The organism is Dyella sp. GSA-30 (genome assembly GCF_027924605.1).
GTDB lineage: Bacteria > Pseudomonadota > Gammaproteobacteria > Xanthomonadales > Rhodanobacteraceae > GSA-30.
The window spans coordinates 2,768,942-2,782,209 of record NZ_AP027042.1 but is presented as its reverse complement, the minus strand read 5'-3'; the positions used below and the strand labels follow the sequence as shown (position 1 = coordinate 2,782,209).

Sequence of the window (13,268 nt, the reverse complement as noted above, 5' to 3'; positions counted from 1 at the left end):
ACTCAAACCAAATCCAAACAGAAATCGACCTAGCATGGCGGACACCGATGAGATGGACGTTTTGCAGTATGGACGTCCAAATCCAGAACGCAAGCCTTCAGCGGCCACGCATGAACAGGCGGTCCAACTCGCCCAGGCTGAGCTGGGTCCAGGTGGGACGGCCGTGGTTGCATTGTCCGGAGCGCTCGGTCGCCTCCATCTCACGCAGCAACGCGTTCATCTCGGGCACGCTCAGACGGCGGCCAGCGCGCACCGAGCCATGACAAGCCATGGTGGAAAGCAATTCGTTTTCGAGCTCCTGTAGGCGCCGGGAGCTGCCATGTTGAGCAAGCTCTCCGAGCACATCGCGGCAAAGCTGCGCCACATCCGCGCCTTCGAGCAAGGCGGGAATGCGCCGCACCACCACGCCGGACGGGCCACTGCGCGAAAGCTCCAGACCCCACTCGGCAAGAGCGTCGGCATGTTCCTCCGCGGCGGCGGCTTCCTTGGCGCTGACCGAGACCTGCAACGGCACCAGCAACAACTGCGAACGCAGATTGCTGTAAGCGCGCCCTGTCTTCAGCTTTTCATAGGTAATGCGCTCATGCGCTGCATGCATGTCGACCAGCACCAGGCCTTGAGCATTTTCCGCGAGGATGTAGATGTTTTTCAGTTGCGCGATCGCGAAGCCAAGCGGCGGCGCCTCACCCTCTTCCGTTTCGGGTAACGGCATCGCGGCAACAACCGACGCATTGCCCGGCTCGCCCAGCAATGCAGCATAGTCAGCCAAGGGTTCGTCGCGCACACCGAGGTTCAACCGGTTCTGGCTGAATTGCCCGGACCAGGCGGGCGTCGAGGTTCGCACCGGCATGGGATTGGCGTATGCCGCTTGCGTCGTCGACGCCATCGCCAATACGCCATCGCTCGATTGCGCGTTCGTCACCACTTGGCCGGCACGCGTTTGTGCCAATGCCTCGTGCAGGGTACGAAACAGGAAATCGTGCACCAGCCGCTGCTCGCGAAAGCGCACTTCGCTCTTGGCCGGATGCACGTTGACGTCGACACCGGCCGGATCCAGTTCCAGATACAGCACGAAAGCAGCATGCCGACCATGGAACAGCACGTCGGCATAGGCTTGCCGCACCGCGTGCGCCACGATGCGGTCACGCACAAGGCGGCCGTTGACGTAGAAATACTGCGAATCGGCCTGGGACCGCGATGCCGTCGGCAAGCCGACCCAGCCAGAAAGATGCAGGCCCGCCGCCGCGTGATCGATACGCAGGCTTTGTGCGGGAAATTCCTCGCCCAAGACTTCGGCCACGCGCTGCAGAGCGGCGTTTTCGTCACGCGCTGCCTTGAGCATGCGCACCGGCTTGCCGTTGTGACTCAAACGGAACTCGACCTTGCTGCGCGCCAACGCCAGCGACTTGAGCAAGTCATCGATATGCGCAAACTCGGTGCGCTCGGCGCGGAGAAATTTGCGTCGTGCCGGCACGTTGTAAAAAAGATCGCGTACCTCGACGCTGCTGCCTTGCGGATGCTGTGCCGGCCGCGCCGCCTGCAGCTTGCCGCCATCGACTTCGATGCGAAACGCCGCGTCTTCGCCACGCGCGCGCGAGGTCAGCGCAAAGCGTGCCACCGACGACACGGAGGCCAGCGCCTCACCGCGAAAACCCATGCTGGCGACGTGCTCCAGATCGTCGAAACTACCGATCTTGCTGGTGGCATGCGACGCCACCGCGAGCGGCAATTCGTCCTTGGGAATACCGCCGCCGTCATCGCGTACGCGAATCAGGCGTGCACCGCCCTGCTCGATATCGACTTCGATGCGGGTGGCGCCTGCATCGAGGCTGTTTTCCACCAGTTCCTTGACCACGGACGAAGGACGTTCGATCACCTCGCCGGCGGCAATCTGGTTGATCAGTTCGGGCGGAAGCGGGCGTATGGCAGACATCGGGCAAGCTTAGAGCTTGAACCCGATGAGGGCTAGACCGTGCTTAGCTGGAGGGGATCGCCAGCACCATGCCGGTGCGGACCGACGCATCGCTGTTGAGACGATTGGCGCTCTTGAGCGCGCTGATGCTCACACCATACTGGCGCGCGATGCTGCGCAGGCTCTCGCCGCGCTCGACCTTGTGCAGGTCACGCACGTCTTCGTCCTTGCTGGCGCTGGCGACCACGGTCTTGCTGGACGAGGCCGGCGACTTGCTGCTGTCGTCGTCATCATCGGCAGCGGCATTGTCGGAACCGCTCGTGGAAGCGACCTGTACTCCTGCCCGGCGCGCCGCCTGCGCGGCAAACCAGCTACCGGGCGGCGGCGTGGCTTCGAAGTAGTTGCGCACGCCGCCCATGACCGCTTCGGCCAGGCGCGATTGATGCGTCGGATCGCGCAGCTTGCGCTCTTCCACCGGATTGCTGATGAAGGCCGTCTCGACCAGGATCGAGGGCACATCCGGCGAACGCAGCACGACAAAGTTCGCGCGCTCGACATAACCACGATGCGTCGGGCCCAGCGACCCCAATGCCTTCAATACGTTACCGGCGATCGATTCGCTGGCCTGCATCGCATAACCCTGTTGCAGATCGAGCAACACCGCAGCCAGGCTATCGTCCTTATCGTCCAGCGACACGCCGCCGATCAAGTCCGCGCGGTTTTCGCGATCGGCCAGCCAGCGCGCCGCTTCGTTGGTCTTGCCACGCGGCGACAGCACCCACACGGACGAGCCGCGCGCGTCGGAGCTGGTGTAGGCGTCGGCGTGAATCGAGACGAACATGTCCGCGTTGTTCTCGCGCGCAATCTTGTAGCGCTGCGCCAGCGGGATGAAATAGTCGCCATCGCGCGTCAGCACGGCCTTCATGCCGGGCTGGCGATTGATCTGATCCGCCAACTCCTTGGCGACCGCCAGCGTCACGTTCTTCTCCAAGGTGCCACCCGGACCGTGCGAACCCGGATCCTTGCCGCCGTGGCCGGCATCGATCGCCACCACGACCTTGCGGCTACCGTTGAGCAACGCCGCGGCCTGGCGCGTGGAGGCCATACCGCTCTGACTGGATTTGACGCTATTGCGGCCGCCGGACTTGCTCGGCGTTACCGTCGGTGGCGGAACAGATGGCGCGGCGTCGGCGACCGGTGCCGAATCGTCATCGTCGTCGACCGGCGCGGTCTTGCTGCTGCCGGCGCTTCCCTTGCCCTGATTTCCCTTGCCCGGATACAGGTCGACCACCAGGCGGTAATCCTTGGCATCCGCGGACGGCTTGATCACAAAGCTCTTGGCGCGGCTATCAGGATCGACCTTGGCGGTCAGCAGCAACCGGCTGCCCTGGCTATCGCTGCCCAGGCCCTTGTACAGGCCCTGCGCCTTGGGCGAGACAAATCCACCGGCGAGTGCACTGCTCGGCAGATTCAGCACGACCTGGCCACTGTCCTGATCGATCTTGTAGGTCACCGGGCCGGACAGATCCAGCACCAGGCGGGTGTATTCCGGCCCAGCCCAGACGCGGGCCGACTTCACATCAGCCGCTTTGGACACACCAAAGGGCAGGCTCGCCAGGATGGCGAAGCTGGTGATTAGGCAACATACGGCGCGGTATCCCCTCATAGGGCGGTATTGAAGCGCAGCGTTTCGCTGAACACAAGCCCCTTTTCCCTTGATTATCCATAACCTGCAAGCTTTTCGTCAGGTGACGTCCAGCTTTGGGCTGTAAACGAAGCTATCGAATTGGCGGCGAAAAGCATGAAGACATCAAAAATTCATCAGCCTAAACAAAGGCTTAAGGCTTCTCCATTCGCGCCAGCAGCTCCGCACCACGCGATGTCAGCGCGCTGAACGCCGCCTTACGACCCAATCCCGCGTAAGCCAGGTCAATCTGCAGATCGGCCGCCGGCAACGCACCCGCACCACGCTCCGGCCACTCCACCAGCACCAGGGCGGCCGGATCGGAGAGCGCGTCCAACCCGAGCCACTCCAGTTCACCAGGATCGGCAATCCGATACAGGTCCAGGTGCCAGGCTGTGCGGTCGGGCAAACGATAGGACTCGACCAGACTGTAGGTCGGACTCTTGACTCGCTCGCCGACCCCGAGCGCCATCAACAGGGCTCTGGCGAAACTGGTCTTGCCCGTGCCCAGATCGCCATGCAGATAGATGACCAAGCCTTCGGCCATGACCGCCGCAACCTGTTCGGCCAGGGCGATGGTGGCGGCTTCGTCGGGTAGATCCACCGACCAGCGACTCATGCGGCGTTCTCGTTCAAAAGACGGCGGATCGGCCCCAGCAGATCGCTGGCGATCAAGCCGCGTTCGCCCTCCTGTGCCGCCGCATCGCCAGCGCGCGCATGCAGCCCGACACCGAGGCAGGCCGCCTCCCAGGCATCGAGGCCCTGGGCCAGCAGGGCTGCAATCACACCGGTCAGGAGGTCGCCCATGCCACCGCTGGCCATGCCGGGATTGCCCCAGAGACAGACGGCTAGACGTCCATCCGGTGCGGCGATCAGACTGCCTGCGCCCTTGAGCACGGCAACTGCGTTATAGCGCGTGGCCAGTTGGGTTACCGCCGCATAACGGTCAGCCTCGATCTCCCGGGTGGAGATACCGAGCAAACGCGCTGCCTCGCCAGGATGCGGTGTCATCACCACCGCTTGCTCGAAGCGACGCGGCTCCAGCGCCAGCAGGTTCAAGCCGTCGGCATCGAGCACCAGCGGCTTGCCGGCCTCCAGCGCGGTCAGCCACATCGCATGCCCCCAGCCCGCCTGACCCAGCCCCGGGCCTACCGCAAGCACGCTGGCTTTTTTAAGCAGCGGCTCCAGCGCCTGCGGGCCATGCACGCCATGCGCCATCAGTTCCGGGCGCGCACTGTTCAAGGCAATGATGTTCTCGGCCTGCGTCGCCACGCTGACCAGACCCGCACCGGCTCGAAGCGCGGCTTCTCCACAAAGACGGATGGCCCCAGCGGTGCCATGGTCGCCGCCAATCGCCAGCACATGGCCGTTATTGCCTTTGTGTGCATCGCGCGCACGACGCGGCAAGGTGTGCACGTCCAGCAACGAGGCATACGCCGAACGATCCGCCCATAATTCATCGGGCAGACCGAGCGTATCGAGTTCCAGCAGGCCCACCTGACCAGCAGCTTTGCCGGTGTAAAGCCCCCGCTTGGCCGCAATAAAGCTCACCGTCACGGCGGCGCGAATGGCCGCGCCCGGGCATTGGCCGGTATCGGCATTCAGCCCACTGGGAACATCCAATGCCAGCACGGGAATGCCACTGTGATTGATCCGTTCGATCAGCGCCGCCGTAGCGCCTTCGGGTGCGCGCCGCAGTCCGGTGCCATAGAGCGCATCGACGATGACATCGGCCTCGGCCAGCACATCGGGGGCATCGCCATCGGCGATATGCACATGTGCCGCCTCGCAGGCAGCACGTGCGCGCGCGGCATCGCCATGGGAGGGGCCGCCGACCGACCAGACATCGACATGCATCGATGCTTCGCTGGCCAACGCGGCAAGCAGGAACCCGTCGCCGCCGTTATTGCCCTGACCCGCGTAGACGGCAATGCGACGCGCGTAGGGCCAGTGACGCCGCAAGCTGGACAAGGCCGCCCAGGCGGCCCGACGCATGAGTTCAAAACCGGGAATACCCAGGTCGTCGATCGCACGCTGGTCCAGCGCGCGCACCTGATCGACCGTGTAAAGCGCGTGGCGATGCGTTTGGGGAGTCATCAGGCGATTGTAGAAGCCGCGTGGCATGAGGCAAGCATTCAGCGCGTAAAATAGCCGGATGTCATCCTCTCCACCCCCTCGCGATTACGCTGCGCTCGCGCGCGATATCAAGCGCTGGGCGCTGGAACTCGGCTTTGCCGATGCGGGCGTCGCCGATACCGACCTGACCGAGGACGAGCTGCATCTCAAGCGCTGGCTGGACGACGGCCACCATGGCGAGATGGATTACATGGCGCGCCACGGCGACAAGCGCAGCCGCCCACAGGAACTCGAACCCGGCACCATCCGCGTTGTTTCGGTACGCATGGACTATGTCCCGCCCGGCACACGCAATGCATGGGACGTGCTGGGCGATGCCGAGGCAGGCTATGTCGCGCGCTATGCCCTGGGGCGCGACTATCACAAGCTGATGCGCAACCGGCTGCAGAAGCTGGCCGAGCGCATCCATGAACAGGTCGGCGATTTCGGTTACCGCGCTTATGTGGATTCCGCGCCGGTGCTGGAAAAGGCCCTGGCGCGCAACGCCGGGCTTGGCTGGATCGGCAAGCACACGGTGCTGATCAATCGCCGCGCCGGGTCGTACTTCTTTCTGGGCGAGCTTTATACCGACCTGCCCTTGCCGGTCGACAAGCCTGCCAGTGCGCATTGCGGCAGTTGTCGACGTTGTATCGATATCTGCCCGACACAGGCGATCGTCGGACCGTATCGGCTCGATGCGCGTCGTTGCATTTCCTATCTCACCATCGAGTTGAAAACCAGCATCCCGGAAGAATTGCGCGCACCGATGGGCAACCGCATCTTCGGCTGCGACGACTGCCAGTTGATCTGTCCTTGGAACAAGTTCGCGCAGGACGCCAGCGAGCCTGATTTTGCTCCCAGGCACAGTCTGGATGGGGCCAAGCTGGTGGAGCTGTTCGGTTGGAGCGAGCAGGAGTTCCTCAAGCGCACCGAAGGCATGGCGATTCGGCGCACCGGGTTTGAAGGGTGGCTGCGGAATATCGCGGTGGGGTTGGGTAATGCGCCGTCTTCTGCCGAGGTGATCGCTTCGTTGCGTGCGCGGGCCGACTATCCGTCGGAGATGGTGCGGGAGCATGTGGCGTGGGCGTTGCGGCGGCATGAACAAAAGCCCCCCCTCACCCTAACCCTCTCCCCCGGCAAATCCAGGGGAGAGGGGACGTACTGAGGCAAGTCTTCAAAGTTTCGCGCTTTTGCTCCCTCTCCCCTGGCTCTGCCGGGGGAGAGGGTTGGGGTGAGGGGGCCGGGTGCTCGCAGGAACATCCCTACTAACACCATCAGCCTTCGCGCTTACCCTGGATCGCCCCGATCAACGCCTGCGTCGACAAATCCAACGCCGCCAGCTCCTTCGCATCGCCATTCAACGCCGGCAGAATCTGCCGCGCGATCGACTTGCCCAGCTCCACGCCCCACTGATCGAACGCATTGACGCCCCACAGGTGACCGAGCATGAACACCTTGTGCTCGTACAACGCAATCAGTGCGCCAAGCGAATGCGGCGTCAGCGCATCGAGCATGAACACGCTGCTGGGACGATTGCCCGGGAACGTACGCTGCGCGGCCAGGGCGCGACGCGCAACCTCATCGCCCTCCTTGGCTTCGGCCAAGGCCTCGTCGAACGTCTTGCCCAGGGCCAGCGCCGCAGCCTGCGCCAGCAGATTGGATAGCAGTGCATCGTTGCTGGCGCGCAGATGGTGCGCCGGCTTGATCACGCCAATAAAATCGAGCGGCACCGTATCGGTACCCTGGTGCAATGCCTGGAAATAGGCGTGCTGTGCGTTCGTGCCGACACTGCCCCACACGACGGCCACCGTCGAGCCTTTGACGTGGCCACCTTGCGGCGTGGCCTGCTTGCCGAGGCTTTCCATTTCCAGCTGCTGCAGGTACGAGGTCAGATCGCCCAGCAGGTCGGCATACGGAATCACCGCACGGCTGCTGTAGCCCAGCACATTGCGATTCCAGTACTCGACCAGCGACAACAGCACCGGCAGGTTCTGTCGCCACGGCGCGGTACGGAAATGGTCGTCGACCTCGGCGGCACCGGCGAGGAACGCACGGAAATTCTCCATGCCCACCGCCATCGCAAGAGACAGACCGACCGCGGACCATACCGACAGGCGGCCACCGACGAAATCCCACATCGGATACACATGCGACGCCGCAATACCCCAGGTCTCGGCTGCTTTGACGTTGGAGCTGACCGCTAGAAAATGCCGCGTCGTGGCGCGCTCGTCGCCTTCATAGGCGCGCACGATCCAGTCACGCAGCACCTGACTGTTGAGCAGGGTTTCCTGCGTCGTAAACGTCTTGGAAACCACGATGACCAGGGTGCGCTTGGGATCGAGATCGCGCATCAGGTCGGCCGCCGCCTGACCGTCGACATTCGTAAGGAAGTGACTGCGAATACGCGGCACATGAAAATTGTTGAGCGCATGCGTGGCCAGGCGCGGGCCCAGATCGGAACCACCGATACCCACGTTGACCACGTCGGTGATCGTCGGCGCGAGACCGAGACTCTCGGTATCGCCGTGCTCGACGGCATGAACCAGCTTTTCGATACGCTGCAACGTCTGCTCGATTTCCTGCAGCGCCTCGCGCGGTGCCGGCGATTTCAGGCGCGAACCGCTGGCACGCAAGGCCGTGTGTAGCACCGCGCGGTTTTCCGAGGTATTGATCGGCTCACCGGAGAACATCGCATCACGTGCCTTCTCCCAACCGCTGGCCTCGACAAAAGCGCCCAGCGCGTCGAGCGCTTCAGCATCAAGCTTCTGCCGGCTGAGGTCGAGCAGGATCGGGCCCAGTCGCAAGCGCAGGCTTTCGCCACGCGCGCTGTCTTTCAGCAGATCGCGCAGGTGGGTACGCGAAAGACGCTCGATATGTTCGGCAAACGGAGAACTCGAATCGGCAGACATAGGAACTCGCACATGTGGGTCACGGAGAGCACCATCTTACGAGTTGCGATGTAAATAAAAAGCGCTGGGAACGGGGAACTGGGAATGGAGAGTAGTCACGCGTATCGCGCGTCGCGCGCAATACGCTACCGATGACAACAACTCACGAGAAACTTGACGTTCCCCGATCCCTGTTCCCCGCTCTCAATCAGGCAGCTGCCATCTGCTTCGGAATCGAGCGATTGGTATGCGAAATGCGGTTGTCCGCATCGACATACACCAGCATCGGCTGGAACTGCTCGACTTCGGCTTCGGACAACTGGGCGAAGGCGGCAATGATGACCAGATCGCCCGGCTGCGCGCGGTGCGCGGCACTGCCATTGACCGAGATGATGCCCGAGCCTTCTTCGGCACGCAGCGCATAGGTGACGAAGCGCTTGCCGTTGTTGATGTTCCAGCAGTGGATCTGCTCGTACTCGCGGATGCCCGACGCATCGAGCAACAGACCGTCGATCGCGATCGAGCCTTCGTAATGGAGCTCGGCATGGGTCACCGTGGCACGGTGGATCTTGGCCTTGAGCATGTTCAGATTCATGACAGACATTCCAGCAGGAACAGCCCTGCGTAACGGGAAATTATCCAACCGACGAACCAGTCGCCGCAACTTACTCTCTCTGGCCCCCTACGTGGGGGCGGGGCGCGAGGGTTCAATATCGGAGCAAGACCCGGGCCCAAAGGCGGCCCAGGCGGCTCACGAAAAGTCGCTCAATCGAACAAAAGGTTGTCGATCAGCCGGGTAGTGCCCAGGCGGGCGGCGATCAGGGCGACCAGCCCACTGGTCTCGCCATCGGCGGGCTCGGCAAGGTCCTCGGCGCGGCGAATGGCCGCATAGTCAGGCTCGAAACCGGCCCGCTGCAGCTTGGACGCCGCGGCCTGTTCCACCACGCGCCAGGCATGTCCCTTGTCGATCAGCTCGCGCATCTGCAACAGGGTGGCGTGAATCTGCGTCGAAAGCTCACGCTCGTCCCGTGACAGGTACTGGTTGCGGGAACTGAGCGCCAGGCCGTCATCGGCGCGCAAGGTGGCTCCAGCCATCACTTTTACCGGCAACGAGAGGTCGCGAACCATCCGCTCGATGACCTTGAGCTGCTGGAAATCCTTCTGGCCGAACACCGCCAGATCCGGCTGCACCAGGTTGAACAGCTTGCACACCACCGTCGCCACACCATCGAAATGACCCGGGCGATGTGCACCTTCGAGGGTTTCGGTCAGTTGCGGCACGTGCAGGCTGACGCTGTTGGCCGGCCCGAACGGATACATCGTGGCCACTTCCGGGGCGAACAGGACATCGCAGTCGGCCTCGGCCAGACCGGCCTGGTCCTGCGCCAGGGTCCGAGGATAGCGCTCGAAATCCTCGTTCGGCCCGAACTGGGTCGGATTGACGAACACGCTGGCAACCACACGGTCGGCACGGGCACGCGCCAGCTTGATCAGCGAGTAGTGACCCGCATGCAGGTTGCCCATGGTGGGCACCAAACCCACGGTCTGGCCTTGATTGCGCCAACCGCGAACGGCGGCACGCAGGGCCGCGGCGTCTTGCACTGTCTGCATAAAGGAGTCGCTTTACTCTTAAAAAATGGGCCCGGCGCGAGCTAGTTGAAGCCGTGTTCCGGTGCCGGAAAGGCACCACTGCGTACATCCTGTACATAGGCGGCAATGGCCGCCGCTACAGAATCGCGTCCTGCGAGGAAATCCTTGCTGAATTTGGGACGCTTGCCGGGCGTAATGCCCAGCATGTCGTGCAATACAAGTACCTGGCCATCGCAATGCGGGCCGGCACCGATGCCGATGGTCGGGATCGATATGGCCTGGGTAATCCGCTCACCCAGGGCCGTCGGGATGCCCTCGAGCACCACGATGGCCGCACCAGCCGCTTCGACCGCGAGCGCTTCCTTGACCAAACGTTCGGCGGCTTCTTCTTCGCGGCCCTGGATACGGAAACCGCCGAACTTGTGTACCGACTGCGGCGTCAGCCCCAGGTGGGCACAGACCGGAATGGCCCGTACGGTCAGCGCCTGGATGCCGTCGAGAATATGCGGCGCCGCACCCTCGACCTTGACCATCGCCGCACCGCCCTCGCCCACCAGGCGCGCACCGGCTTCCAGCATATGCGCGACATCGCGATCGGCCATGAACGGCAGATCGGCTACCAGCAGGGTCGCATTCAAGCCACGCGCGACGATGCTGGTGTGATAGACCATGTGGTCCAGCGTCACCGGCAGGGTGCTGCGATGCCCCTGCACCACCATCCCCAAGGAGTCGCCGACCAGCGCGACATCGACCCCGGCGGCCTCGAGCTGCCAGGCGAAGCTGGCGTCATAGGCGGTCAACATGACGATTCGCCGCCCTTCCGCTTTCATCGCGCGCAGACCCGGCACGGTAACCGGCTTGCGATCGGATGCGTTGGCGTTCTGAACGTACACGTGAATTCCTTCAGAGTCAGCTAAACAGCGAAGTAGGCATTATCCGGCGCGCAGCCATAACGGCTCAAGGCAATAACGTGCATTCCGAGCTATCGACGGCCGCCAGCAACTCGCCGACCGTACCCACTCCGGGCACTTGGAGGTCAGGCGCGAGATCGTTGAGCGGCAACAGAACGAAGGCACGTTCGGCCATGCGTGGATGCGGCAAGGTCAGTCGCTCGTCACTCAACGTCACGCCTGCAACATGCAGCAGATCCAGGTCGAGCGTACGCGGCCCCCAACGTTCGCCACCACGGACGCGACCGGCGGCGCGCTCGATCGTCAGCAACGCATCGAGCAGCTCGTGCGGCGCCAGCGGCGTCTCGATCGACACGGCAGCGTTCACAAACGATGGCTGTTCAAGCACGCCCCAGGGCGGCGTGCTGTAAAGACGCGACCGCGCCAGCACCCGTGTCCCAGGCAACCGCGCCAGCGCGTCGATGGCATCCAGTATGTGTTGACGCGAATCGCCCAGGTTGCTCCCCAGGCCGATAAAAGCCTGGTTCACGAGGCGTCCGGTTTGCTCTTGCGGCGACGACGGCGCTTGCGCGGCTTGGCCGCTGCCTGACTGGCCGATGCCTGCGGCGGCGCTTCGGCCACGGCTGCACTGCCCGATAACGCCGCGGCCAAGGTCTCATGCGGCAACTTCTGCGCGTGGTCCCACCACTGGCCGAGCTCGCGGATCGCCGGCGACTCACCCGCACGCAACAGCAGGAAATCGAACGCCGCACGGAAACGCGGATGCGTCATCAAACGGAAGACGCGCTTGCGCTGTACTTGCTCGAAGCGCGGCTGCAGCGACCAGATCTCTTCCATCGTGAAAGTGAAACGACGCGGAATCGCCACGCGCTGGCACTGTTCGGCGACCACATTCATCGACGCACGCGACCAGGCTTCGTTGCTGTCGACGCCCTTGGCCATCCAGGCATGCGCAAGATCGCGCACCTCGCCCCAGAGCAGCACCGCGAACAGGAACGCCGGCGTGACCGACTTGCCTTCGGCGACACGCTCGTCGGTGCTCGACAGCCCTTGTTCGATCAGGGAACGCAAGGCGTCGTCGCCGCGCTTGAGCGCGCGCGCCGTGGCCGGGAACATGAAACGCAGCAAACCGCATTGCTCGAGCATGCGGAAGCTCTTCAGACCGTGGCCGGCCAGGAACAGCTTCAGCGACTCGTCGAACAGACGCGCCGGCGCCGCGTCGGCGAGCAGCGGCCCGAGGTCGTCGAACGGCGCCGACGCGGCCGCATCGATACGGAAATTCAGCTTGGCGGCCAGGCGAACGGCACGCAGCATACGGACCGGATCTTCGCGATAACGCGTTTCCGGGTCGCCGATCAGGTGCAGCACCCGGTCTTGCACGTCCTGTACGCCGCCGACGTAGTCGCGCACCGAGAAATCGCTGATGTCGTAGTACAGCGCGTTGACACGAAAGTCGCGGCGCACCGCGTCTTCCTCGATCGTGCCCCAGACGTTGTCGCGCACGATGCGGCCGTCGACGACGTGGCGATCGCCATCGTTGGCGACGCCCTCCTCACCGGTGCCGCGGAAGGTCGCCACCTCGATGATTTCCGAGCCATAGACGACATGCGCCAGGCGAAAGCGGCGACCGATCAGGCGGCAGTTGCGAAACAGCTTCTTGACGTCTTCGGGCGTCGCATTGGTAGCGACGTCGAAATCCTTCGGATGGCCGCCAAGCAGCAGATCGCGCACAGCACCGCCAACCAGGTAGGCGGCGTAGCCAGCCTCGTTGAGCCGATAGAGCACACGCAACGCCGCCTTGCTGATGTTCTTGCGCGAAATCACATGCTGCTCGCGCGGAATGATGCGTAACGCAGACGTGGCGTCGTTCTCGTTCCTTGCTTTCAAGTTCAAGCGATGTGGATCCTTGCAACCATGAAGACGGGCCCCTGAGCCCCGAAAGAGATGGCTCCCGGTGCGCGCCAGAGGCGTTGCCGGGGGCCTTTTTAGGTTCGTTCCGCAACGCCTACGGGCATTGCCGGGCCGAACATTTCCGTTATACTACCGCGCTCCGGTGCATTTCGCTCCCTTCGTCTAGTGGCCTAGGACACCGCCCTCTCAAGGCGGGAACACGAGTTCGAACCTCGTAGGGAGCGCCACATCCCGGCCTGGCACGGGCCAAGAGCTTC

General features: G+C 63.5%; 11 protein-coding genes and 1 tRNA gene. 2 read left to right on the top strand and 10 right to left on the bottom strand.

What is annotated here, in order from left to right; genetic code table 11:
* Nucleotides 1–97 precede the first annotated feature (97 nt).
* The 4 genes from mutL to QMG46_RS12260 form a co-directional block, all read right to left on the bottom strand.
* The gene (mutL, locus tag QMG46_RS12275; RefSeq protein WP_281848120.1) at nt 98–1,933 is read right to left on the bottom strand and encodes a DNA mismatch repair endonuclease MutL; all 1,836 of its coding nucleotides are present in this window, start codon (nt 1,931–1,933) and stop codon (nt 98–100) included.
* A 43-nt stretch (nt 1,934–1,976) separates the two neighbouring features.
* Nucleotides 1,977–3,578 (bottom strand): N-acetylmuramoyl-L-alanine amidase, encoded by a 1,602-nt coding sequence (locus QMG46_RS12270; RefSeq protein ID WP_281848119.1) that lies wholly within the window; start codon nt 3,576–3,578, stop codon nt 1,977–1,979.
* A 172-nt stretch (nt 3,579–3,750) separates the two neighbouring features.
* Nucleotides 3,751–4,215 (bottom strand): tRNA (adenosine(37)-N6)-threonylcarbamoyltransferase complex ATPase subunit type 1 TsaE, encoded by a 465-nt coding sequence (gene tsaE, locus QMG46_RS12265; RefSeq protein WP_281848118.1) that lies wholly within the window; start codon nt 4,213–4,215, stop codon nt 3,751–3,753.
* Nucleotides 4,212–5,693, bottom strand: a complete 1,482-nt coding sequence (locus tag QMG46_RS12260; protein WP_281848117.1) for an NAD(P)H-hydrate dehydratase — start codon at nt 5,691–5,693, stop codon at nt 4,212–4,214. Before QMG46_RS12260 ends, tsaE begins: the two co-directional genes overlap by 4 nt.
* Before the next feature lie 58 nt (nt 5,694–5,751).
* On the opposite strand from QMG46_RS12260, the gene queG reads away from it, so the two are divergent.
* Nucleotides 5,752–6,876: a tRNA epoxyqueuosine(34) reductase QueG gene (gene queG / locus QMG46_RS12255; RefSeq protein WP_281848116.1), complete on the top strand. Its 1,125-nt coding sequence runs from the start codon at nt 5,752–5,754 to the stop codon at nt 6,874–6,876.
* 109 nt (nt 6,877–6,985) lie between these two features.
* Here the strand turns inward: queG and pgi are convergent, their stop codons facing one another.
* From pgi to pcnB, 6 genes are all read right to left on the bottom strand, one after another.
* The gene (pgi, locus tag QMG46_RS12250; RefSeq protein ID WP_281848115.1) at nt 6,986–8,620 is read right to left on the bottom strand and encodes a glucose-6-phosphate isomerase; all 1,635 of its coding nucleotides are present in this window, start codon (nt 8,618–8,620) and stop codon (nt 6,986–6,988) included.
* Between the two features lie 187 nt (nt 8,621–8,807).
* On the bottom strand, nt 8,808–9,194 hold the full coding sequence (gene panD, locus QMG46_RS12245) for an aspartate 1-decarboxylase (protein ID WP_281848114.1): 387 nt from the start codon (nt 9,192–9,194) through the stop codon (nt 8,808–8,810).
* A gap of 170 nt (nt 9,195–9,364) precedes the next feature.
* Complete coding sequence (panC, locus tag QMG46_RS12240) at nt 9,365–10,210, bottom strand: pantoate--beta-alanine ligase (protein ID WP_281848113.1); 846 nt, start codon at nt 10,208–10,210, stop codon at nt 9,365–9,367.
* Nucleotides 10,211–10,251: 41 nt separating this feature from the next.
* Nucleotides 10,252–11,019: a 3-methyl-2-oxobutanoate hydroxymethyltransferase gene (gene panB, locus QMG46_RS12235; RefSeq protein WP_281852883.1), complete on the bottom strand. Its 768-nt coding sequence runs from the start codon at nt 11,017–11,019 to the stop codon at nt 10,252–10,254.
* Between the two features lie 127 nt (nt 11,020–11,146).
* Nucleotides 11,147–11,629, bottom strand: a complete 483-nt coding sequence (gene folK / locus QMG46_RS12230; RefSeq protein WP_281848112.1) for a 2-amino-4-hydroxy-6-hydroxymethyldihydropteridine diphosphokinase — start codon at nt 11,627–11,629, stop codon at nt 11,147–11,149.
* Nucleotides 11,626–12,993, bottom strand: a complete 1,368-nt coding sequence (gene pcnB, locus QMG46_RS12225; RefSeq protein ID WP_281848111.1) for a polynucleotide adenylyltransferase PcnB — start codon at nt 12,991–12,993, stop codon at nt 11,626–11,628. Before pcnB ends, folK begins: the two co-directional genes overlap by 4 nt.
* A gap of 169 nt (nt 12,994–13,162) precedes the next feature.
* Between pcnB and QMG46_RS12220 the strand changes: the two genes are divergently transcribed.
* Nucleotides 13,163–13,238 (top strand) — tRNA-Glu (locus QMG46_RS12220).
* Nucleotides 13,239–13,268 lie beyond the last annotated feature (30 nt).

Bases quoted from the DNA above. Each gene is read 5' to 3' on its own strand.
- mutL (WP_281848120.1), bottom strand. From the start codon at position 1,933: ATGTCTGCCATACGCCCGCTTCCGCCCGAACTGATCAACCAGATTGCC.
- QMG46_RS12270 (WP_281848119.1), bottom strand. From the start codon at position 3,578: ATGAGGGGATACCGCGCCGTATGTTGCCTAATCACCAGCTTCGCCATC.
- tsaE (WP_281848118.1), bottom strand. From the start codon at position 4,215: ATGAGTCGCTGGTCGGTGGATCTACCCGACGAAGCCGCCACCATCGCC.
- QMG46_RS12260 (WP_281848117.1), bottom strand. From the start codon at position 5,693: ATGACTCCCCAAACGCATCGCCACGCGCTTTACACGGTCGATCAGGTG.
- queG (WP_281848116.1), top strand. From the start codon at position 5,752: ATGTCATCCTCTCCACCCCCTCGCGATTACGCTGCGCTCGCGCGCGAT.
- pgi (WP_281848115.1), bottom strand. From the start codon at position 8,620: ATGTCTGCCGATTCGAGTTCTCCGTTTGCCGAACATATCGAGCGTCTT.
- panD (WP_281848114.1), bottom strand. From the start codon at position 9,194: ATGAATCTGAACATGCTCAAGGCCAAGATCCACCGTGCCACGGTGACC.
- panC (WP_281848113.1), bottom strand. From the start codon at position 10,210: ATGCAGACAGTGCAAGACGCCGCGGCCCTGCGTGCCGCCGTTCGCGGT.
- panB (WP_281852883.1), bottom strand. From the start codon at position 11,019: ATGAAAGCGGAAGGGCGGCGAATCGTCATGTTGACCGCCTATGACGCC.